The organism is Sediminitomix flava, assembly GCF_003149185.1.
Taxonomy (GTDB): Bacteria; Bacteroidota; Bacteroidia; order Cytophagales; family Flammeovirgaceae; genus Sediminitomix; species Sediminitomix flava.
The window spans coordinates 1,704,863-1,728,087 of the sequence record NZ_QGDO01000001.1 but is presented as its reverse complement, the minus strand read 5'-3'; the positions used below and the strand labels follow the sequence as shown (position 1 = coordinate 1,728,087).

21 protein-coding genes and 2 tRNA genes are annotated in these 23,225 nt (G+C 36.9%); 6 read left to right on the top strand and 17 right to left on the bottom strand.

Translation table 11 applies throughout. The features are described from left to right. Nucleotides 1–22: 22 nt before the first annotated feature. From BC781_RS06825 to BC781_RS06775, 11 genes are all read right to left on the bottom strand, one after another. A complete protein-coding gene (locus BC781_RS06825) occupies nt 23–802 on the bottom strand; it encodes a UDP-2,3-diacylglucosamine diphosphatase (RefSeq protein WP_109616449.1) in 780 nt (259 codons plus the stop codon). Between the two features lie 112 nt (nt 803–914). Next, complete coding sequence (gene rplS, locus BC781_RS06820; protein ID WP_109616448.1) at nt 915–1,265, bottom strand: 50S ribosomal protein L19; 351 nt, start codon at nt 1,263–1,265, stop codon at nt 915–917. A gap of 152 nt (nt 1,266–1,417) precedes the next feature. Then, nucleotides 1,418–2,560 carry a site-2 protease family protein gene (locus BC781_RS06815; protein WP_245935584.1) on the bottom strand — a complete coding sequence of 381 codons (1,143 nt, stop codon included), beginning with the start codon at nt 2,558–2,560 and terminating at the stop codon, nt 1,418–1,420. Between the two features lie 129 nt (nt 2,561–2,689). Then, nucleotides 2,690–3,067, bottom strand: coding sequence for a 50S ribosomal protein L7/L12 (gene rplL, locus BC781_RS06810; RefSeq protein WP_109616447.1), 378 nt, complete (start codon nt 3,065–3,067; stop codon nt 2,690–2,692). Between the two features lie 134 nt (nt 3,068–3,201). After that, nucleotides 3,202–3,741, bottom strand: coding sequence for a 50S ribosomal protein L10 (gene rplJ / locus BC781_RS06805; RefSeq protein WP_109616446.1), 540 nt, complete (start codon nt 3,739–3,741; stop codon nt 3,202–3,204). 9 nt (nt 3,742–3,750) lie between these two features. Continuing rightward, nucleotides 3,751–4,440, bottom strand: a complete 690-nt coding sequence (gene rplA / locus BC781_RS06800) for a 50S ribosomal protein L1 (RefSeq protein WP_109616445.1) — start codon at nt 4,438–4,440, stop codon at nt 3,751–3,753. 17 nt (nt 4,441–4,457) lie between these two features. Then, nucleotides 4,458–4,901, bottom strand: a complete 444-nt coding sequence (gene rplK, locus BC781_RS06795; RefSeq protein ID WP_109616444.1) for a 50S ribosomal protein L11 — start codon at nt 4,899–4,901, stop codon at nt 4,458–4,460. Nucleotides 4,902–4,905: 4 nt separating this feature from the next. Next, entirely contained in the window at nt 4,906–5,478 is a 573-nt protein-coding gene (gene nusG, locus BC781_RS06790; protein WP_109616443.1) for a transcription termination/antitermination protein NusG, read from the bottom strand. A gap of 33 nt (nt 5,479–5,511) precedes the next feature. After that, nucleotides 5,512–5,700 carry a preprotein translocase subunit SecE gene (locus tag BC781_RS06785; RefSeq protein ID WP_109616442.1) on the bottom strand — a complete coding sequence of 63 codons (189 nt, stop codon included), beginning with the start codon at nt 5,698–5,700 and terminating at the stop codon, nt 5,512–5,514. Nucleotides 5,701–5,805: 105 nt separating this feature from the next. Next, nucleotides 5,806–5,878 (bottom strand) — tRNA-Trp (locus BC781_RS06780). Between the two features lie 180 nt (nt 5,879–6,058). Then, nucleotides 6,059–6,131 (bottom strand) — tRNA-Trp (locus BC781_RS06775). A 247-nt stretch (nt 6,132–6,378) separates the two neighbouring features. Here BC781_RS06775 and BC781_RS06770 point away from each other — a divergent pair. Further along, entirely contained in the window at nt 6,379–6,789 is a 411-nt protein-coding gene (locus BC781_RS06770) for a DUF3299 domain-containing protein (protein ID WP_146201639.1), read from the top strand. 39 nt (nt 6,790–6,828) lie between these two features. Beyond that, entirely contained in the window at nt 6,829–8,043 is a 1,215-nt protein-coding gene (locus BC781_RS06765; protein ID WP_109616440.1) for a bifunctional alpha/beta hydrolase/OsmC family protein, read from the top strand. Nucleotides 8,044–8,057: 14 nt separating this feature from the next. Here BC781_RS06765 and BC781_RS06760 read toward each other — a convergent pair whose 3' ends face one another. Continuing rightward, nucleotides 8,058–9,236, bottom strand: a complete 1,179-nt coding sequence (locus BC781_RS06760; RefSeq protein ID WP_109616439.1) for an MFS transporter — start codon at nt 9,234–9,236, stop codon at nt 8,058–8,060. Between the two features lie 237 nt (nt 9,237–9,473). On the opposite strand from BC781_RS06760, the gene BC781_RS06755 reads away from it, so the two are divergent. From BC781_RS06755 to BC781_RS06745, 3 genes are all read left to right on the top strand, one after another. Beyond that, nucleotides 9,474–13,685, top strand: coding sequence for a hypothetical protein (locus BC781_RS06755; protein WP_146201638.1), 4,212 nt, complete (start codon nt 9,474–9,476; stop codon nt 13,683–13,685). A 300-nt stretch (nt 13,686–13,985) separates the two neighbouring features. Further along, nucleotides 13,986–16,448: a bifunctional aspartate kinase/homoserine dehydrogenase I gene (gene thrA / locus BC781_RS06750; protein WP_109616437.1), complete on the top strand. Its 2,463-nt coding sequence runs from the start codon at nt 13,986–13,988 to the stop codon at nt 16,446–16,448. Nucleotides 16,449–16,553: 105 nt separating this feature from the next. After that, nucleotides 16,554–17,483 (top strand): homoserine kinase, encoded by a 930-nt coding sequence (locus tag BC781_RS06745; protein ID WP_109616436.1) that lies wholly within the window; start codon nt 16,554–16,556, stop codon nt 17,481–17,483. A 661-nt stretch (nt 17,484–18,144) separates the two neighbouring features. Here the strand turns inward: BC781_RS06745 and BC781_RS06740 are convergent. The 5 genes from BC781_RS06740 to BC781_RS06720 all read right to left on the bottom strand — a co-directional run bounded on the left by BC781_RS06740 (nt 18,145) and on the right by BC781_RS06720 (nt 22,270). Then, on the bottom strand, nt 18,145–18,882 hold the full coding sequence (locus BC781_RS06740) for a nitroreductase family protein (protein WP_109616435.1): 738 nt from the start codon (nt 18,880–18,882) through the stop codon (nt 18,145–18,147). Between the two features lie 124 nt (nt 18,883–19,006). Further along, nucleotides 19,007–20,218 (bottom strand): hypothetical protein, encoded by a 1,212-nt coding sequence (locus tag BC781_RS06735; RefSeq protein WP_109616434.1) that lies wholly within the window; start codon nt 20,216–20,218, stop codon nt 19,007–19,009. Between the two features lie 117 nt (nt 20,219–20,335). Then, nucleotides 20,336–21,049, bottom strand: coding sequence for a hypothetical protein (locus tag BC781_RS06730; protein ID WP_109616433.1), 714 nt, complete (start codon nt 21,047–21,049; stop codon nt 20,336–20,338). 218 nt (nt 21,050–21,267) lie between these two features. Then, nucleotides 21,268–21,582, bottom strand: coding sequence for a hypothetical protein (locus tag BC781_RS06725; protein WP_109616432.1), 315 nt, complete (start codon nt 21,580–21,582; stop codon nt 21,268–21,270). Nucleotides 21,583–21,604: 22 nt separating this feature from the next. Continuing rightward, a complete protein-coding gene (locus BC781_RS06720; RefSeq protein WP_109616431.1) occupies nt 21,605–22,270 on the bottom strand; it encodes a ParA family protein in 666 nt (221 codons plus the stop codon). 222 nt (nt 22,271–22,492) lie between these two features. Here BC781_RS06720 and trmB point away from each other — a divergent pair, with 222 nt between their 5' ends. Continuing rightward, nucleotides 22,493–23,215: a tRNA (guanosine(46)-N7)-methyltransferase TrmB gene (gene trmB, locus BC781_RS06715; protein ID WP_109616430.1), complete on the top strand. Its 723-nt coding sequence runs from the start codon at nt 22,493–22,495 to the stop codon at nt 23,213–23,215. Nucleotides 23,216–23,225: the final 10 nt, after the last annotated feature.

The following is a 23,225-nucleotide window of genomic DNA, read 5'->3' as shown; positions in this document are numbered from 1 at the left end:
ATTCTATTTCGAAAAGACAAATCTATTTGATTAATTCTTTTTTGTAGAACTCGAGATGTAAATCTGTGCCATCATATACACCAAAGCTATTATCACTAAACCAAGCTCCTGTATTGAGGTATTTAGCACTTTCATTTACTTCTAAATCTAAAGGCAAATGTCTGTGCCCAAAAACATAGAAGTCATGGTGTTTCTTCGCTTCTTCTTCTGTGCAGTATGTCCAAATCCACTCTCGTTCTTTTGCTACAAAGCCTTCGTCTTTAAAGTGATTCTTCTTTCTGCTACTTTGTGACCAAGCTGTAGCAATTCCAATACCGATATTTGGATGTAAAAAACCGAATAGCCATTGGCATATCTTATTGGCAAAAATCTTTTTAAGAATCTTATAAGTGTAGTCACCAGGACCAAGTCCATCTCCATGTCCTATATGGAACTGATGATTTCCAATTTTGAAATCAGTAGGTTCTCTCAGGAGTTGAACGCCAAGTTCGGTAGGAAAATAGTCAAAAAGCCACATATCATGATTTCCTGTGAAAATAGTTACAGGAATTCCAGAATCCGTGATTTCAGCAAGTTTACCTTGAAATCGAATAAAACCTTTTGGAATTACAGTTTTAAATTCGAACCAAAAGTCAAAAATATCCCCAATCAGAAAGATATGAGCAGCGTCTTTTCTCACTTCTTCCAACCATTCGACTATTAGGTCTTCTCTCTTACGACTTTCTTCAAATGAAGGACTTCCTAAATGGAAATCTGAGGCGAAATACACCTTTTTTCCTTCTGGTAAATCTATCTGGTACATCTTGCTATTTTAATCTAAAAAATAACAGCCGACAAGCTGTTGCATGTCGGCTGTGATATTTCTTAAACCTATTAAGGTAGGTCTAATTTGTAAAGCTATTAAAGGTTGGCGACTAGCGCTTCTCTCTAATTTTAGCAGCTTTACCCATACGACCTCTAAGGTAGAATAGTCTAGCTCTTCTAACTTTACCTTTTCTCAATACTTCGATTTTATCGATAGCAGGAGAGATCAAAGGGAAAATTCTTTCAACACCAACACCGTTAGAGATTTTTCTTACTGTGAAAGTCTCTCCGTTAGTGCCTTTGTTTCTTCTTTGGATAACAGTTCCTTGGAATTGCTGAACTCTTTCTTTGTTACCCTCTTTAATTCTTACGTGTACGTTGATCGTATCACCAGCGCCGAATTCAGGACGATCCGCTCTTTGAGCGTTGAAGTCCTGCTCAACTCTTTTTAATAAATCCATTGTATCGTATTTTTAATACATTCAAAATTCAGTCTGCAAATATAGGGATCTTTATTCAGAAATTAAATACATCTCCTTGAAATAATTGAAGTTATGTATTTATTAAGAATCTTTAGATTGATAATCTCCCTAATCAATAGGTATTCAAGATCTTATTCGAATATAAATGGACTTGGTGTAGCACATAGAATAAATACAACTAAGGATATAAATGCTAATATTTTTCGTCCTAAACCTAAGTCTTCTTCATAAAGAGCAGGAGGATGTGTTACTCCTAAAACTCGTCCAAGTAAAAAAGTAAAAAGAAGCCAGCCAGAGTAGCCTTCTATGCCAAAGAATGAACTAGAAATTAACTGTAATGTAAACATAGAGAATACATATGCCCATACTTTAACTTTATCCTTCTTCGCTATTTTCTCAAATATTAGGTATAAGAAGCCTATATAAATCGCGATATATGGAAGTTCTGCTAGAGAAGTAAAATCAGTGAAATTGAAGAGCCCTAGACCTGCATAGAATACAAAGGCAAGAAATAAGACGAAAGATACATTCTTAGCTTTTTTATATCCAAATACACCATACAAGATATGCCCTCCATCAAGTTGGCCTATTGGTAAAAGATTTAGAGAAGTAAAGAAACAAGCCAAGTATCCAGCCATCAGAAATGGGTAATGCATTAGCTCATGAGCATTAGGCATAGATTGCAAGTCGTCAACTAGCCAATTTGTCATAAGTTTGAAAAGAAGGTTTTCTCCAATTTTAAAGTTTGCTCCTTCAGGTAGTACATCATAGGCGTGTTGAGCATAATTATAACCCCATTGTTTATACTCTGGATGAATAGAAAAAATATATTCAGGAGGAGGTAGATGTGTGAAGCCATAAATAAGAACTCCTAGAGCGGCAATAAAACCAGCCAATGGTCCTGCTATACCTACATCAAAAAACTCTTTCTTAGATCTCATAGGACTATTTATGCTGATAAAAGCACCCATGGTACCAAGACTTGGTCCGATAGGAATCCAGAAGGGAATATAATAGGGTAAGGATACGTCTAGTTTGTAATATCTAGCGGTAAGGTAATGTCCAAACTCATGTACTGTGAGAATGCCTAGAAAACTAATGGCGTATTGTAAACCTAAGTTTAGGTCATGAGCGGTTATTTCTGAAAATAGGACAAGTTTAGTAGTCGACCACTCTATTCCTGCAGCAATACTACAGCATAAGGTAATTAAGAATAAAGTGAGGTGTACAGTATATTTATAATTCTTCAGAAAGTATAAAAATCGCTTTTTCAAAGGGCTAGTATCTTAATGGTCTGTCAATACTAAACAATATGCAAAAAAAGTGATCGAATGAAAATATAGGGTACAAAAAAAGGCTGTCCGAATGGACAGCCCTTCTTTATATATATCGTTGAAACGAAATTACTTGATCTCGATTTCAGCACCTTCTTTCTCAAGCTCAGCTTTAAGGCTTTCAGCTTCATCTTTAGAGATACCCTCTTTGATTGGAGCTGGAGCGCTATCAGCCAATTCTTTAGCTTCTTTCAAGCCAAGACCTGCAAGAGATTTCAATGCTTTAACTACTTTCAATTTAGCAGCACCTGCAGATTTCAAGATAACGTCGAATTCAGTTTTCTCCTCAGCAGCAGCACCACCTTCAGCACCACCAGCAACCATTACTGGAGCAGCAGCAGCTGCAGGCTCGATACCATACTCTTCTTTAAGGATTTCAGCTAATTCTTGAACTTCTTTTACTGTCAAGTTAACCAATTGTTCTGCGAATTCTTTCAATTCTGCCATTTTAATAGAAATTTAATAAAGTCTTAATCCAATAATTTTCAATAAATATATGGGAAGCAACTGAATCAAAAGTATTATTGAAGCCTTTTGACTTGCGTAACATTCCACTTAGGGTTTGGTTGAAAAAGCTAAAATTAAGCTCTTTCTTCCAAAGTTTTAAGTACACCAGCGATTGTATCTTGACCGCTCTTAAGCGCAGAGATAACATTTTTCGCAGGAGACTGAAGCAAACCGATAACGTCGCCGATAAGCTCGTTTTTCGATTTGATGTTGCTTAGTGTTTCTAGTTGATCAGCACCAATGAATAGTGTTGAGTCAATAGATGCACCTTTCAAAGCAGGAAGTTGACGGTCTTTAGCAGCACCTTTGTGTACTTCTTTCAAAACCTTAGCAGGAGTGTTTCCTGCTTCAGAGAACATGATACCAGAGAAGCCTTTCAACACGTTAGCGTTGAAGTCAGCATAATCTACATCATTGTTCAATGCTTCCAATGCTTTAGCAATAAGAGTATTTTTAACTACTCTGTATTCGATACCTTTGTTGAAACAAGCCTGTCTGAAGTTGTTCACCTCCGCTACTGTCATCGTTCCAGCGTCTACGATGTAGAAGTTTTCAGTGTTTGCAAGCTTCTGGCTTAATTCTTCAACAAGGTTTAATTTTTCTTGTTTTGTCATAATGATAAATTATACAGAAGCTTTTTCAACTTTGATTCCAGGACCCATTGTGCTAGAGATAGTGATACTTTTGAAGTAAGTACCTTTAGCAGCAGATGGTTTCAAACGGTTAAGAGTATTGATCAACTCAGCAGCATTGTCTGCCAATTGGTCTGCGCTGAACGATACTTTACCGATGCTTGTGTGAATGATACCAGTTTTGTCAACTTTAAAGTCAATTTTACCAGCCTTCACTTCTTTAACAGCATTAGCAACATCCATTGTCACTGTACCCGCTTTAGGGTTAGGCATCAATCCTCTAGGACCTAAAACACGACCTAAACGACCGATTTTTGCCATTACAGTTGGCATAGTGATGATCACGTCGATGTCAGTCCAACCACCTTCAATTTTCTTGATGTAGTCGTCCAAACCTACGTAATCAGCCCCAGCAGCTTTTGCTTCTTCTTCCTTGTCTGGTGTTACCAGTGCAAGTACCTTAACTTCTTTACCTACGCCGTGAGGAAGTGTAACAACACCTCTTACCATTTGATCCGCTTTACGAGGATCAACGCCAAGTCTCACGTCAACGTCAACTGAAGCATCGAATTTTTCAAAAGAGATCTCTTTCAACAAAGCACAAGCTTCAGGAAGAGTGTATGCTTTTTCAGCATCTACTTTTGAAATTGCTTCTTTATAGTTCTTAGATAATTTTGCCATTTTTCTGTTTCTGGTTTTTAGTTATCCCAAGGAGCTGTTCCTTCAACAGTAAGACCCATTGAACGAGCTGTACCAGCGATCATTTTCATTGCTGACTCAATAGTAAATGCATTCAAGTCAGGCATTTTTGTTTCAGCGATAGTACGCACTTGGTCCCAAGAAACTGAGGCAACCTTATTACGGTTAGGCTCTGAAGAACCTTTCTTGATCTTTGCTGCTTCCAAAAGCAAATTCGCTGCAGGAGGAGTCTTGATAACAAAATCAAAAGACTTATCTGCATAAATTGTTACTAGAACTGGAAGGAGCTGACCAGCTTTGTCTTGGGTTCTAGCGTTGAATTGCTTACAGAAGTCCATGATGTTAAGTCCTTTCGAACCTAGCGCTGGACCTACTGGAGGTGAAGGGTTTGCCGCACCACCTTTGATCTGCAATTTCAGGTAACCCGTGATTTCCTTAGCCATCTTCTTAATCTACTTTTTCTACTTGTTTATAATCAAGTTCCACTGGCGCATTACGCCCGAAAATTTTAACCATAACGTTGAGTTTTTTCTTCTCTTCGAAGACTTCCTCAACCGTACCAGTAAAGCCATTGAAAGGACCATCCATCACCTTCACTTCTTCTCCTACGGAATATGTGACATCCATTTGGATCTCTTCCGTCTCGGCCTCATCCACTTTACCAAGAATTCGGTTAATTTCAGACTCTCGCATAGGCTTTGGAAGCACTGAAGGGTCTTTTGTATCCGCATTCAGAAAACCTATGACACCTGGAACACTGTTTATCATGTGAAGAACCTCACCATGTGTTAAGTTGGCTTGCACAATCACATACCCTGGGAAGAAGTTTCGTTCTACCGCAACTTTCTTCGTTTTTCCATCTCTGGATTTACGAATCTGGAATACTTTCTCGGTAGGAACCATTACTTCGGTAACAAAGTCAGTCAAACCTTGGTTTTCGACTTCTTTCTCTAAGTATTGCTTCACTTTCTTCTCCTGCCCACTTACGGCACGGACTACATACCATTGTAGTTCACTCATGATTTATATATTACGAGGTTCAGTGTTTTACTATTAAAACAATGCGTAAATGTTTTCTAGTGTAGCTCTTGTAACGATGTCCACACCATAAACAACTAACGCAAATACTGTTGATGCTACTAACACCAAAAGAGACTGTTCTTGAACAGATGAGAATGGTAACCAAGTTACGTTCTCTTTCATTTCTTTAACTGACTCTCTGATAAATTTCATTACCGCCATAATATTCGCTTTTACACACAAAAAGAAGCTCTGTAAAGAACCTCTCTTGCATAAGTTTAAAAAAAGTACTTTATAATAAACCCAACTTTTATTAGGCTTGATTTGCACGGGCGGTAAGACTCGAACTCACGACCTTAGGTTTTGGAGACCTCTGCTCTACCAACTGAGCTACGCCCGTATATTTCCCTGATTCGGAGGTGCAAAAGTATAAACTCTCTTTAGATAATCAAAACTTTATCAAGAATTATTTTAGTTAATTCCCTTTAATAGAGTTAGTTAACCTGTGAAGTTTTTTTGCACTTTTTCTCGTTTGAAAAACAAACCCCTTCAATTAACGAAATTGAAGGGGTTTTTCTTGCACGGGCGGTAAGACTCGAACTCACGACCTTAGGTTTTGGAGACCTCTGCTCTACCAACTGAGCTACGCCCGTTTAATGTTTTCCTCAGTGTTTCTCTCTGAAAGCGTTGCAAAGAAATAGGGTTCTATTTTATTTTCCAAACCCCTTTATCTTTTTTTTGCTGTGATATTGTACTATAGCTTGATTATCAATTGGAAAATTTTTAGCTACAAATCACTTTTTTTTGCAATCTGCAGATTTTTCTTTTCATTTAAAGTTTATTTCAAATGAAGAAAATTATCCTATGAAGTCAGTAATCTTAATTTTCACACTCTTTTTTATGTCATTGTTAAGTTTTGGACAAAAAGTAGAAGGTTGGTCTATTCTAGCCGATGTGAGATTTGAAGATGTTTATTTTGAAGAGGTGGATCAGTATTTTCTGAAGCCTATTTTCGGAAAGAAATTATTGAAAGCAAGCAAAACCGAAGTAACGATTACAGGTTTTGTAATGCCTTTTGAAGTGGAGGGGGAAGATAAAATGATTATCCTTTCTCAAAATCCATATTCGTCATGCTTTTTCTGTGGTGGTGCAGGGCCTGAAACCGTAGCAGAAATTCACTTTAAGAAGAAACCTAAAAGATTCTCGCCAGATGAGGTGATACAAGTCAAAGGAATTTTACATCTTAATGATTCGGATGTAGATCATTTGAACTATATGATCAAAGAAGCTACAATCATTGAAATACCTTAATCCTTATAATACCACTACTTTCTACTCAACTATCAAAAGATGAATGCTAAAAAGATTCATTTCACAGGGAAAAGCGGGCAAAAGATTGCTGCTCGTTTAGAACTCCCTCCTAATCAAGATGCCCAAGAATTTGTATTATTTGCCCATTGCTTCACTTGTAACAAAGACTTATCTGCTGTACGAAATATCAGTAGACAATTAGCTTCAAGTGGATTTGGGGTTTTAAGATTTGATTTCACTGGTCTTGGCGAAAGTGAAGGAGAGTTTGCAGACACGAATTTCTCCAATAATCTAGATGACTTGATCAGTGCGGCTGATTTTCTAAAGCAAAATTTCAAAGCTCCTAGTCTTTTGGTCGGTCATTCTTTGGGTGGCGCAGCAGTTTTATACATCGCAGACAAAATTCCGTCTGTATCTGCTGTGGCTACTATTGGCGCACCTTCTCAACCTGTTCATGTAAAGCATCTTTTTGCAAATGAAGAAGAAAATATCATTTTGAAAGGATCTGCAGAAGTTAATATCGGAGGACGTCCCTTCACGATTCAAAAACAGTTTATTGAAGACCTCGAAAATCGAGACTTAGAAACAGTCTTGAAATCTTTGCGAAAAGCAATTCTGATTTTGCATTCACCGCAAGATCAGACTGTATCTATAAATAATGCGGCAGAGATTTATAATATAGCATTCCATCCCAAAAGTTTTATTTCATTAGATGGTGCAGACCACCTTCTGAGTAAAGTTGCGGATTCGCTTTATGTTGGTGAGGTGATTAGTTCTTGGGCGAAAAGGTATATCCCTTTTCCAGAAGATAAGAAATTAGATAATCCACTTCACGGAGTAGCACACATAGGAACTGAAAAATATGCGACGCAGATCAAAGTAGGAAAACATTATATTTTGGCTGATGAGCCAGAAAGTGTGGGAGGTAAAGATTATGGCCCGACTCCTTACGACTTTGTGATGGCAGGTTTAGGCTCTTGTACGGCAATCACATTAAAAATGTATGCCGATCATAAAAAATTAGATGTGGAGGATATCTATGTTCATTTAGAACATGACAAAATACATGCAGATGACTCTTCTAATACTGAAAATAGTTCCAATGGAAAAATTGATCAGTTTAGAAGAGTCATTGAGGTAAAAGGTAATCTAACAGATGAGCAAAAAGAACGCTTACTTCAAATTGCGAACAAATGTCCTGTTCATAAAACCTTAGAACAGCCTGTAAAAGTGATTACCGAGTTAAAATCTTAATTTCTAAATATGAATTACGCTTTCTCTAATTTTTGTGTTGGAGAAGGCGTTTTTTCTTTTACAAACTGGCTAAAGAAAAGAGAAATCAGGCACAGACCGAAAGCACCTAAGAATGGTATTCTCCAATCTTGTAACCACATATAGCCTCCAAGTACAGGTAAAAATACTGCAGCAATATGATTGATTGTAAAACCAACAGCCATTGATGGAGCAATATCTTTTGGATCTGCATTCTTTTGGAAATAGGTTTTTATCGCTATTGAGAAATTGAAAAAGACATGATCTAAAATATACAATCCGCCAGCAACCCATCTATTTTCAATAAAAGCATAAGCTAAGAATATAATTGATAATGAAATATATTCGAATGAAAGCGTTTTTCGCTCCCCAAATCGATTAATCATTTTAGCAATTACAGGATTGAAGAAAATAGATATGATGTTATTTACAACAAACAAAATACTTATCTCTTGAAGGCTGTACTCATATTTTTCAACTAGAAGTAAAACCGCAAAAACAACAAATACTTGTCTACGAGCACCACTCAGAAGGTTTAGTACATAAAAAAGCCAATAACGCTTTTTCAGAATCATCTTCTTGTGCTGCGGAATCATCGTTTTATCTACAGGGTCTTTGAAAAATGCCCAAGTCACTAAAATAAGAACCGCTCCACCTATCAGAAGATAAAGGCTTTCGAAGTTGGTGTATTTAGATAAAAAGTAGATTACGGCTCCGACCGAGATATTTGTAATCGCCATGACACTTTTCAGATTGGCAAGTACAAATGGACTTTGCTGCTTGTCAAAATACTGAAGACTTAAAGATTGATTGGCTGTCTCAAAGTAATGGAATCCAACAGACATTATAAATGTAGTAGCCATCATTCCTTCAAAAGATGGAAATAGTCCTGTTAGCATCACACCAACACCCATCACGAAAGTAGAAATTGATGCAAAACGGTCTTCCCGAATAAAAAGTAAGACAAAAATAGCAGTGAGAGCTAGAAATCCAGGAACTTCTCTAAAGGACTGAATGGAACCAATCTGCAGTCCATCTAAACCTACTTCGTTTACCGCAAAGTTATTAAAAAGGGTTCTCCACCCTTGAAATCCTAGTGCAGATGCTACGCAAAGCAATACCAAAAATGAGTACATTGGTTTTGCTTTCAATTCGCGCAATAGTTGTTTGTTCATAGAGTTATGATTATTTGAGGGCTAAAGCTACTAAACAAAGTACAGTTTGTACATAAATACCTCTTATAAAATCAATTATAAAGGCTACATACGTACTAATTTTAAAATGCATTTACTCGTTTTATTATAATCCTTATTTAAATTGCTCCAACTACTTTAATTTTGGTATGTTTTTTACTGATCTGTTTGCTAAAAACTATATTTACTAGTTTGTGAACAATCCGAATCAATCTAGGAATGCAAAGATTAAAATATATTTACCTCGTTTTTTTTAGCTTCTGTATGCTTACGCTTTCTAATGCTGTAGCTCAAGTTGGAGTGAAGATTAATGAAGGTCTAAGGTTTACAAAAACTTCTACTGTTACTTTTGAAGCATGGGCTCCAGGAGCTTCGGAGATGTTGATAAGTGAAGATTTCAATTTTTCAGATACCGATTGGCAAGGTTATACGCCTAACCCAATGCCATGGAAGTTTTCTGACGAAGATGGAATGAAAACGCTTTATGCCAAATTCAAATACAGAGATGGTTCTACTTCTGAAATCTTTACAGATGATATTTTATTAGATACTGAAGCCCCAAAAAAAGGACGAGTAATTATTACTAAAGGACATTATACGAATGATCGTGTAGTACAGGTTAAGCTTGAATGCAAAGAAGCTTATGAAATGATGATCACGAATGATGGCGACTTTACGAATGCACACTGGCAGGAATTTCGAAAAAATTTGACTTGGCAGCTTTCTAAGAATGAAGGGAGGAAGACAGTTTCGGTAAAATTTAGAGATAGAGCTGAGAATGAATCTGAAGTTTTTGAAGATCAGATCAAGTATGATATAACTCCGCCAACACCAATCAGTATTGAGATTGAGCCAGAGAACTCCGTTTTTGATGAAGAGACAAATACCTTGTTTATCAATATGTATAACAGAGAGGTAACTTTGTACTTGGAAGCAAAGGAGGCTGAGTTTATGAAAATCAGTAATGAGAAAAGTTTCTTTGGGCACAAATGGCGTAAATATCAAGATATTTTAGAGGAATGGCTTTTAGAAGAAGGGGACTTTGAAGGGTACCGAAAGGTGTATGTGAAGTTTATGGATAAAGCCAAGAATGAATCGAAACCTATAACAGCTAATATTTACGTAGACACAAAACCTCCACATCAGAATGAAATTAGATTTGATAGTGAAACCATAAAAGAACTTACTACTGATCTAACTATTTTTTCCAATGGTGCCCATGAGATGAAGGTCTCAAATGATAGTACATTTAAGAATGTAGATTGGGAACCATATACCACAAGTAAAGAGTGGGAATTAGATGGAAGTAATTCTTCAGAGGATAAGTTTGTCTATGCTATTTTCCGAGATCGAGCAAAAAACGTATCTGAGCGAGTTCAAGCACATATAATTTATGATAATACACCACCACGTGATTGTTCGTTTACGATAAATGATGGTGCGGATGGGACATTTGATGCCCATGTAAATATAAAAGCTTCAGCGAAAGATGCAGTAGCTATGCGTATAGGACTTACTCCAGACCTAAGCGAAACTCCATGGATGGATTATACGACTAATCCTCGTAAAACATATATCACCAACAAAGGAGGTACTCATTATATATATATGCAATTTAGAGATTGGGCACAGAATGAGTCTGAGATTCTAAAAGATAGTATTTACCTGTGGATTAAACCTACAAGAGAAGAAGTGAGGATTAATGATGGTAGTCCTTATTATACTTCTTCAGACCCGAATGTTACTTTACACCTTTTTGCTAATCATTCAGATAAAATGATGATTAGTAATTCAATAAACTTTGAGGATGTTACGCCTATTCCATACCAAGAGGAAATAGATTGGACATTAGAAGAAGGAGACGGAGAAAAGAGAGTGTATGTCCGTTTTCTGAATTCAACAAATGTTCCATCAGAGGTGACAAGTGCTAGTGTTTTTGTTGATACTGGAGTTCCAACAGATTGTAAGTTTTCAATCAATAGCGGTGACGAATATACTTATGATGACAAAGTCTTAGTAGAAGCTTCAGCTAAAGGAGCAACGGCTATGCGTGTAGGAAGTTCACCAAATCTTGAGGGCATACCTTGGATACATTATACAGATAAGCCAAGAGCATTTTACTTGAACCCTAGGCATGGGCTTAAAAAGCTTTACATGCAATTTATGGATCAAGCACACAATCAGTCAGAGATTATAGCAGATAGTATTTACCTAGTAGCTTTGCCTGTTAGAACCTCTGTTCGTATAAATCAAGGAGCTGAATTCTGTAATGATGTTGATGGAAATGTAACTCTTGATCTGACGGGCTTGAATACAAGTACCATGCTTGTGAGTAATTCGGAAGATTTTGATAATGCTGAGGAAATTCCTTTCCAAAAAAGAATTCCATGGAAGCTTGAAACAGGGGATGGAGTGAAAAAGGTTTTTGTGAAGATTTGGAATGAAGAACACAATGCCTTTGTAGTGACTTCCGATGAAATTATTCTTGATGGAACACCTCCGCAAGAGTATTCATTCACTTTGAACAATGGAGAGAAAAGTACTTTCGATGAAGAAATAAAGCTTGAAGCAAGAGCAAGAGGCGCAGTAGGTATGCGAATTGGCTTTTTGGAAAATTTGGAAGGTTCACCTTGGATCAATTACACAGATCAAGCTAGGACAGTGAGGTTAGACCCTTCAGGAGGTATTCATCGTGTATTTATCCAATTTAAAGATCAAGCAGGGAATCTAACACCTGTGTTAGAAGATAGTATCACATTGCTAGTTCGTCCAATCCGATCAACGGTACATATCAATCAAGGTGATGAATATTTTACGGAATCTCATGGGCGAGTAAAACTGAATCTTTTCTCGATCAATGCGCAAAAGATGTTGATCAGCAATCACGAAGATTTTAGCGATGCAGAATGGTTGCCTTATAGCACTCAGGTCGATTGGCAGTTAGAGCCTGGAGATGGTGTAAGAACTGTTTACGTGAGATACTTTAGTAAAACACAAACTTCTTCAGAAATCATCTCTGATAAAATTATTGTAGATACAACTCCTCCGCAGCAATTGCATGCTGAAATACTACCTGTACCTGCAGAGTTTAGAGTTTTATATTATAGAGATATTCAAATTCTTTTCAGAGGAGAAGATATTGCCTACTATCAGATTAGTGAACAGGAAGATTTCAAATACGCTCCTTGGAGACCTTATTCTAACCTATTATTCTTTTATGGTTTTAAGGCGAATCTTCAAACGGGAAAAAGAACCTTGTATGTTCGAATGAGAGATTGGGCAGGAAATGTATCGGAGCCTGTATCATACGATACTTTTATACCTAAAAAAGAAAAACTGCCACCAATCATGTGGCCAAAAGATATTATTCTTAGAGGGACAAAAGCATTTACAAACAGATCAGTATTACCGCTGACTTTGCAAGTGAAAAATGCAGTAAAAATGCGATCGTCAGATTATAAAGGTTCTCTTTCTTATAAAGAGTGGAAAGATTATAACCCTGAGTACATGTGGCAGCTGTCAGGGAATGAAGGAGTGAAAGATTTATACCTTCAATTTATTCTTGATGGAGAAGTTATCTCAGACGTTTATCATTGCCAAGTTTATTTAGATAAGAATGTACCATCGAATATTAAGTTAGAAATAGAGGATGGACTTTATTGTAAGGATCCAGAACGCGAAGTAACCTTAAACTTATTTGCTTATGGTGCTCATAAGGTGAGGATAAGTAATTCTCCTGATTTAGAAAATGCCCCTTGGCAACGTTATCAATCTAAAATGAAATGGAAACTTAGTGAAGGTGACGGCGATAAAACGGTTTATGTACAGTACGGAGATTTTGCAGGAAATATCTCAGAAACATTACAACAAAGTATTCTTTTAGACCGAGAAGAACCCGTAGCTGTAAATTTCTCCATAAATAATGACGCACAATATACGACTTCAAGAGAAGTCCAATTGAACATAAAAGCAGAGGAAGCTGATAAAATGTGGATAAGTAAAACGCCACATTACAGTTTTAATTCACCTTGGTTGCCATATAAAGAAGATTTTAAATACTCGCTAAAGTTTAATCAAGAAGGAAAGGCAGATTTGTATGTCCGATTTAGGGATGTAGCTGGAAATATTTCACAAGCAAATCATGCACAAATTATACTTGATTTAGAAGCTCCTGTGGTCAAGAAGTTAGAACTAAATGGTGAAGATAGTTTTACAACTAGCACAACTGTTAAGCTAACATCAGATGTTTTAGGAGCGAAATACATGCAAGTATCAAACTCTAAGAATTTTGGAAATGAATGGAATGCTTATTTCCATGAGACCGACTGGACTTTGGAAGGCGGAAAAGGAATGAAACGAGTTTATGTCCGCTTTAAAGATGCTGCTGGAAACATTTCAAAACCTACTTATGCCGAGATAATGCTGTATTAGTTTCAATTTTTTGAAAAAAAATCACTGTTTTTTGTGATTTTATTAAAAAATAAATGAATTATTATTGTAATTTAGAAACATAAAGTGAAACGCAGCACTTTATCTTAATCCAAAAGATGCCACCTCTCTAATCTAGAAGAGGTGGCATCTTTACTATATTTCCCTAAATAAGATCTAAAGAAGCTTAACAGTTCATTGCAGTTTACGATTAAGCACTGTCTTTAGGGTTATATGAAAATGATAACGGGCTAGTCTGCCTTTATCTTAAATTTTTTGAGACAGCATACAAACAATGAAGACATGAGAGTACTAAAGTTTGGAGGAACTTCCGTGGGCTCTGCCGATAATATCAGACAAACGGCATCCATTATAAAGTCTTATCAGGAAAAATATGACACAACGATTGTGGTGGTTTCTGCAATGAGTGGTATTACCAATGCCCTTATTGAAGCAGGGAAAAAAGCAGCACAACAAGATGAGACCTATAAAGAGATTCATACGACCATCGAGACCAAGCATTTGGACACGATTCGTAGTCTTATGGAAGTGAGTGAGCAAAGTTCACTTATTGCCCAACTTAAAGTACAACTCAATGAAATAGATGAGCTTCTTCATGGTATTTTCCTTATTAAGGAATTATCGAAGAGAGTTCTAGATATGCTTCAGAGTTATGGTGAGCGCATGTCATCTTTGATCATTGCAACTTATCTCACTCAAGAAGGTTGTCCTGCAAAAGCGGAAGATGCACGTAAGTTTATCCGTACAGATCAAACTTTTGGAGCAGCCAAAGTAAATCAGTCTTATACTGAAGATGCGATCCAGACTTACTTTGCAGGAGTTGATTATACTCCGATTGTAACAGGCTTCTGTGCGTCTGACCATACAGGTGAGACTACAACACTTGGTAGAGGTGGTTCAGATTACACTGCGGCTATCATAGGTGGAGCATTAGAGGCTGAAGAGATCGAGATTTGGACAGATGTGGATGGTATTATGACTACGGATCCACGTATTGTAAAAGATGCGTTCTCATTAGACCAAATTTCATATGAAGAGGCAATGGAGCTTTCTCACTTTGGGGCGAAAGTGATCTATCCGCCAACTATTCTTCCTGCATTAGAAAAGAAAATTCCGATCAGTATTCGTAACACATTCAATCCTGCTTACCCAGGTACCATGATCTGTGAAGAATCTGGAAACGAAGAATTACCGATCAAAGGAATTTCAAGTATAAAAGAAGTACATCTGCTCACCCTTTCGGGTAGTGGACTTATTGGTATCCCAGGTGTTTCTTCTCGTTTGTTTAGTGCTTTGGGTAATGCCAATATCAATGTAATATTGATTACGCAAGCCTCTTCAGAGCATTCAATTACACTTGCAGTTCTTCCAGAATTTGCAGAAGATGCTGAGGAAGCAATCACAAATGAATTTTCAGCTGAAATTGAGAGAGGTAAAGTAGATATTGTTCATGTAGAAGAATCACTTTCTGTTATAGCGGTAGTTGGTGAAAACATGAAACATACGCCAGGTATTTCTGGGAAGTTCTTCTCTGCACTTGGTAAAAACGGTATCAATGTAGCGGCAATTGCTCAAGGTTCTTCAGAGTTGAATATCTCTGTTGTAATCAAGAATTCGGACTTGAAGAAAGCCTTAAATGCACTTCATGAAAAATTCTTTGAGCAAGACCTTAATACCATTCACTTATATATGATTGGTGCAGGTTTGATTGGTAGTACCCTTCTTAACCAAATTCGTCAGCAAACGGAGTTCTTGCAAAATGATCAAAAACTCAAAATCCGTTTGGCAGGACTTGCGAACAGTAAGTTGATGAAATTGGATGAAAAAGGTTTAGATATTTCTCTTTCGAAAGAAGAATTACTAAAAGATGCTGAACCTGTAGATGTAGCTCAGTTTGTGGATAGAGTAAAAGCCATGAACATGCGTAACTCTATCATTGTAGACTGTACTCCAACGATGGCGGTAGTAGATCATTACGAAGATATTCTTTCGAATAGTATCTCTATTACTACGCCAAATAAGTTGGCTAACTCTGGTTCTTTAGCAGATTATAAGCGTTACCAAAAGGCAGCCAACAGAAGAGGAGTGAAGTTTTGTTACGAAACAAACGTAGGCGCAGGGCTTCCAGTGATTTCACCATTGAATGATTTGAAATACAGTGGTGATCAAATTTTGAAAATTGAAGGTATCCTTTCGGGTACACTATCTTATATATTCAACAGTTTTGACGGAAGCGTTCCATTTGCAGAAGTGGTTCGTACAGCTCAAGAAAAAGGATTTACAGAACCAGACCCTCGTGATGATTTGAACGGGATGGATGTTGCTCGTAAAATCTTGATTTTGGCAAGAGAGGCAGGTTATGCTTTAGAACCGTCAGATGTAGATGTAGAAAATATCCTTCCTCAATCATGTTTGGATGCTCAGACCGTAGATGATTTCTACGCAGAACTTGAAAGCAATGCAGACTTCTTTGAAAATAGGAGAGAGCAAGCCGCAAATGAAGGAAAGGTGCTTCGTTTTATTGCTACGCTAGAAAATGGTCAAGCAAGCGTAAATCTTGAAGCTGTAGATCAATCGCATCCTTTCTACCATTTGTCTGGTAGTGACAATATGATTGCTTTTACTACAAAGCGTTACTTGAATGAGCCGTTGATCATCAAAGGCCCTGGTGCAGGAGCAGAAGTGACAGCAGCTGGAGTATTCGCAGAAGTAATCTCTATCGGGAATTACCTAGTGAATGGATAAGATTAGCTAAAAAATATGTTTTAGATAAGTGGAACCCCACTTTAAAAGGTCGATGTCGCTACTTTTTAGCGACATCGATTTATATATTAAAAAATAAAAATCAGTATGAGTATACGTGTTTTCGCCCCTGCTACTGTTGCTAATGTGGCTTGTGGATACGATGTTTTAGGATTAGCGCTCGGTCAGCCCGGAGATGAGGTAATTATCAAAAAATCTGACAAAGCAGGTGTGCGTATTACTGAAATTACGGGAGACGATGGAAGATTGCCAACTGACCCGCTAAAAAACACAGTAGGAATATCTGTAATCAAATACCTTGAAGCTATCGGTGCGAAAGAACAAGGTTTGGAGATTACTTTACATAAAAAAATGCCTTTCGGAAGTGGTTTAGGCTCTAGTGCTGCAAGTACAGTAGCTGGGGTTTTTGCTGCCAACGAACTTTTGGGTAAACCACTTACACAAGAAAATCTTCTACCATTTGCTATGGAAGGCGAAAGAGTTGCTTGTGGTAGTGCCCATGCAGATAATGTTGCTCCAGCACTTTATGGAGGAATTGTGTTGATCAGAAGCTATAAGCCTCTTGATGTGATCAAACTTCCTGTTCCTTCAGAGTTGTATGTTACTGTTGTGCATCCGCATATTGAAGTTGCGACAAAAGATGCTCGTCAAATCTTGAAGAGTAATATTTCTTTCCAACGTGCCATTGAGCAATGGGGAAATGTTGGGGGACTTGTAGCAGGTCTTTATCAAGAAGATTATGATCTTATCAGCAGATCATTGAAGGATGTGGTAGTAGAGCCTGTTCGTTCAATTCTAATTCCAGGATTTGAATCGGTGAAGCAAGCTGCACTTGACAATGGTGCTTTAGGTGGTAGTATTTCGGGTTCTGGCCCATCTATTTTCTCACTTTGTAAAGGAGAAGAAATAGCTGGTCAGGTCGCAGAAGCAAAAAGAAAAGCATTTAGCGAGATCGGAATTCACTGCGATGTTTATGTTTCTCCTGTCAATCAAGCAGGACCAATTGTTTTGGATTAAGAAGTCATAAAACAAGCTATAAATAAACCTAAGTTCTCGAATAAGAGGACTTAGGTTTTTCTTTTTTATATGAAATAAAGCTGGCTGGATTTAGCGTGTTAAAAAATTATTCTGAATATGTCTGGCTGCATTTAGGCAGGGAGAAAAAAATTCTGAATGTACTTGGCTACATTTAGCTATGCTTCTAAAAATTATTTACCTACTTGGCTGTATTTAGATAGGCTTTCAAAAATTTTTAATGAGGCTGGCTACATTTAAGTACATCAAAAATTATTTTTTAGTAATCTGGCTGCGTTTAGGCTAGTTGCAAATTTTTTTTGATGTGCTAGCTGAATTTATGAGTGCCAATTAAGTACTAGGACATAAGAAAATAGATAAAACTATCCTTAGAATTTGCGAAGCTATCTAAGGTTTATCTATGAAAGCAAGAGTCTTTAGACTCGAAAAATTGGGAATGAAATCGAGTCTGAAGAACTGCGTCCGCCTCTATCCTTCATTTATGAGTTCTTAGAGTTACTCTAAGAGCAGTAAAGTTTTAGCTCAAATTCATCTGTCCTAGTACTTATAACTCTACATGGATGAAATTGAAAGTATTCATAAAAAAAGTAGTCCAACTTCGGAAGATGGACTACTTTACTGATTCTATATTTTCAAGATAGACTTATACGGTCTTAATTACTTCTTCGTAAGGAACACGGTGACGTTCTGAGTAAATTCCGCCTTCAGCTCCTTTTCCACAACCAATCACCATGTTGATTTCAGCGCCTTTAGGTAGGTTCAGCATTTTAGCGACACGCTTACTGTCAAAACCTTCCATTGGGCAAGTGTCATAACCTTCGGCAGTCATATGATACATGAACGTCATAGCTCCTAATGCTGCACTTTTATGCACACAAATACGTGCGTCTGTATAGCTTACTTCACGCATCTGAGGTTTTTTCAGCCCCATAAAATAAGTATACACTTGTTTGAAAAGTGAGAGTAAACGGAAAGGATCTTCCTTGTAGCGCATAGGCATTAGTTTTCTGTAATAGTCTAATGCACGAAGCGATTTCGGGTCTTTTTTATCTCCGATCTGTTTCTTGATAAACTCAAAGTTCATCTCGCAGCGTTCTTTCCATTTGTCTTGGCGAGTCACAACTACAACCAATTCTCTAGCTGTTCTTGCCGCACTTTGGCGTAAGCAATATTGTGATAGTTCGTCTCTTTTATCTTGATCAATTACACGGTAAAACTCCCAAAGTTGCATATTTGAACTGTTTGGGGAAAGAGTGGCCATTTCAAGGCTTCGTTTTACAGCATCATGATCAAAGTTTTCTTCTTGGTCAAAGATTCGTACTGATCGTCTTGTGTTGATTATGTCTTGAAAGACTGTTGTATTATCTGTTATAATTTCCATGTTTCCTTGGTATACACACGTTTGAGCATGTAAATGTACATATTTTTAGAAACAAAAAACCTCATCCAAAAGTGAATGAGGTTATGATAATATCTTTAAAGGTTAAGACTTTTTAATCAGAAGATTAGTCCAATGCAATTGGTTTTTGTTGTGCCAATGCTTTTTGGTAGGCATCATAACGTGTTCTGTAACCTTTTGCAAATCGTTCAAGAGACTTCATTTTTCTCTCAAATTTGCCTTCGCCAATCATACTGATTTGAACAAAGTGCTCAGCCATTTTTTCAAAGTTGTTCATCCATAGGTAAGCATGTGCAATGTTATAGTGCAGAGACGCTTGTACCTTAGGGCTAATTCTAGCTTTCTTACTTTTGTCAGCCTCTTTTAATTCTTCTTCCCAAATTCCGATAGCTTGAGTAAGTTTTTCTGTTGCTTTCTCATAAAGCTCAGGACGTAGAATCATGAAGTAACCTTCGTTGGCAATAGTAGCAGCTTCTTGTTGTTTAGAATAATCTAGCTTTTTCGATTTACCAACCCACAAATCATCTTTGTATTTTGTTTGTGTGTAACCGTAGTAGTCGTTCAAAGTGAATTTAACGCCAAATAAAGCATTGTTTTTCAACTGCTCTTCTTTTGTACTCAACTCATTGTTACGTTGCTTTTTCCACTCCAATTTCAATTTGTATTTGTTGGTATCAGAACCCCAAGTGAACTTCTGAGCGTCTGATGATTTGAAATGTAGCGAGTAAAGTTCTTGTCCTTCGCTAGTAAGCGCAACAAGTTTAATCGGATTAGAAGCTTCATAGCTTGCAGTATAAAGAGAGTCTCCGACAATACCGTAATCATGGTATTTGAAACCTTCTGTTACAAACTTTAGGGTTGTAGATGAATTTTCATCTCTCACCAAACCTTCAATCTCAACATGTTGGTTAGCCAATGCCATTGCGTCATAAACTTTAGGAACGTATGGTTTAGCTGGATAAGGCTTCTTTACAACCTGATCTAAAGAAGGAGCTTTTACACCAAGAGCAGCATTGGCAAGTCTTTCACCTACTTTCTTCTTGTTGTATGCTTCAATTTCATCTTTTTTATTCTCGATGGCAGTTTCATACTCAAGATCAATCTGATCTTTTTCCGCTTGCCAATTTGCTAGAAGGTTTTCAACTTCTTCTTTATTCGCAGCTTCTCCCTCTAGTTTAAAAGTTCTTTCACCGCCAGGGAAAGGTACCTTAGGAAGTTTGATGTACTGGAATTCGAGTTTGATGCGGTCAGGCTTTTGAGCAAAAGCCACATTCACTAGACAAAAAAGAGTAAATAGTAATGTAAATGTCTTTTTCATAAAAAATAGAATTAAGAGATAGTTTTCAGCTAATGCTGCAATATACAGTATCTGAGAATCAGACAGAACTATATAAGCAGAAAACAAAAAGTTATCCCTTAATTCTAGAATTTCTTATCACATGCTAAACTGTGCTTTTTTCACTTTATGTTTTTTAGATTGATAAATCTCTTTGTTCATAGGAGAATAAATAATGGAAAGGACGATGATGCTTATGACTACTTCGTAAAGTTCCCATTTGCTACCTGTCGGGATTGCATTCAAGCCTATGCTGAAGATCAGGAATACAATTCCGTGATGTAAATATCCGATTGGTACACCCCATTTGTTTACTAAGTTTCTGAATCCTTCTTTTTTACGATAGAGAAAAGGAGTGATACAAAGGTGGATAATCAATACTACCGTAATCAGTTTTCCGAAAATCAGTGTGTTTATTTTTACATCACCTACTTTCATGTTGTGTAGGTTTGTTTCGCCTTGAAGATTGTATTGCTGAAAGAATTCGTTGGTTTCAACATTCCAAATACGTTGTCCCCAAGACATTTCTTCTCCAGCAATAAATAAGAAGAATGATGCCATCAGGACTTGCATTACAAGCCAATGAATAGATTTACTGCTGGCGTATTTGAAAATACGAACCACAGTCATGACAGAAGCGACCAATAGAAAAAGAACTGTCGCATTTTCTACCATTCCATCTTCAATAAGAATAGTTTTTTCTAGGAAATGAAGATCGGTTTGGGCAAAGTAGATACCTGCCAAGAGTAAAGCCATTACCACAAAGTCTGTAGCGAAGTCTAGTAGTTTAAAAGAATAAGTTTTTGAGTTCATAAATTAGGAGTTTTAGTTAATTAATAAGCAACGTAGGTTACGCATAAAAAACAACACCTTTTTTCCTCAAAAAATTTGTAGACCTATATTCTTGTCAGATCATTCAAAGAATAAATCTAGACTTCATCAATAAAATCTAGTTTACAGCTTAATCAATAAAAAAGAGTTGAGAAATCAGTTCCCAACTCTGTTATATTTTCTTCTATTTATTTAGAAAACTAATCTCTGTGCTGAAGGTAAGTTTCTAAAATAAGACTGATGAATTTTCCTGGTTGTTTTACCCCATTAGCTTCTGCTGCTTCTCTGATTCTCTCGTAAAGATCAGTTCTAAGTTTTACAGAAGAGTATTCAATTTGTTGTTTTTTAGGTTTGATTGAATCTATATCCATGTTCGGAAAGCCCGAGAGTGATTTTTTATCTTCATTTTTCAAACCCATATCATTTTCATCATTTTCCTTCAAGTCAGGAATAAGTCCATTTTCTTCACTTCTTCTTAAAGCATCAAAAATTAGGTCTGTTTTACTCTTAGTCATAAAGCACGCAATTAATATATAGTTATAGGATACATTTAGTCATGAATTCATCAAAAAATCTGTTGAATTCATCGTCTCTCACTGTAGGGTCTGTAATGTCGTTTACGGTAGAAATTCCTCTTTTGTACCTTACCAAGTTTGAGATAGGAGAGTAAAAAAATTCTAAACCGCCAATACCAGCGAGCTCTTTTAGTCGGATATGTTCGATTGTCTGATCCTTCTTGTTCACAACCCCAAAGACATCAAGACTGTAACCTTGTCTTTCCTTAATCTGTCGTATTTTAGGTAAGGTCTGCAAGAAGTTGAGCGTTGCTTTGATATCTAAAGCACTCGCTACAATTGGTACAATGACCACGTCAGAAACCAGAATACTATAATAAATTTCTTTTCCGTCTATTCGACCAGGAATATCCAAGAATATGATGTCATATTTCTGTTCAGCCAAAACCAAAGTTTTATCAAAGTTGATTTCTGGTTTGGGTTGACGCCAATTGAAACTGATGACATCATAAGAACCCTGATGATTCTCATGCGAATAAATATCTTTAACGGATTTTTGAGGGTCACAATCGATTACCAATACCTTCAAATCTGTTCGATTGTGCACTGCCGCTGCAATCAGCATGAGCAGCGTACTTTTCCCCACTCCGCCCTTTTGGGTGGCAAATGATATGACCTTAGCACTCATCCAATAAAGTGTAAAAAAAGAATGTTCGATACTATTATCCTAAGGCATGAAGCTACAGCTATTATTATAATTTTACAATACCATGAACAAAGAATACAATACCGAAAAAGGAAAGAAAAGCTAACATTTGTATAAGAATCCAACTTTTGGGATTGATTTTCCATTATTCTAGTTAAATTCGCAGTTCTGTAAATCGTTGAGATTAACTGATTTAGATAGGAGATGGCAAGACAAAAACAGAAGAAATTCGCTGTAACGCAACAAAGAGACTACATTGTAGAGCCTGGAAAAGAGATTTATGAGTCAATTAGAGGGCAGTGGAGAGAAAAGATTTTTAAGAACGACAATCCAATAGTTTTAGAGTTGGCTTGTGGTCGTGGAGAGTATTCTACTGGACTTGGAGAAGTTTACCCAGACAAAAACTTTATCGGAATAGATATTAAAGGCGACCGTTTGTGGTACGGAAGTAATGTTGTGGAAGAGAAAGGACTTAAGAATGTAGCTTTCTTACGTTGCTTTATTCTTGATCTTGAGAAATTCTTCGCTGACGGAGAAGTAGATGAAATTTGGATTGTTCATCCAGACCCTCGTCCACGTAAAGGAGATGCTAAAAAACGTTTGACGCATCCACGCTTCTTGAACAACTACCGTAAAATCTTAAAAGATAATGGTCTTGTTCGTTTCAAGACAGATAACCAAGGTTTGTTCGAATACACACTTGAAGTTTTGGAGGAAGAAAAAATTCCGACAGAAGTTCAAACTTTTAACTTATACGAAGAGCCTGAGTTAATGAAGGAGCACCACGGAATCAAAACTCGTTACGAACGAAAGTTTACAGCCGAAGGACATAATATTCATTACTGCCGATTTAGATTACATAAAAAAGATATTACAGATAAATACCCTGTACATAATCCTTTGTTATCTAACATTGCATCTAACTAAGATATTTAAG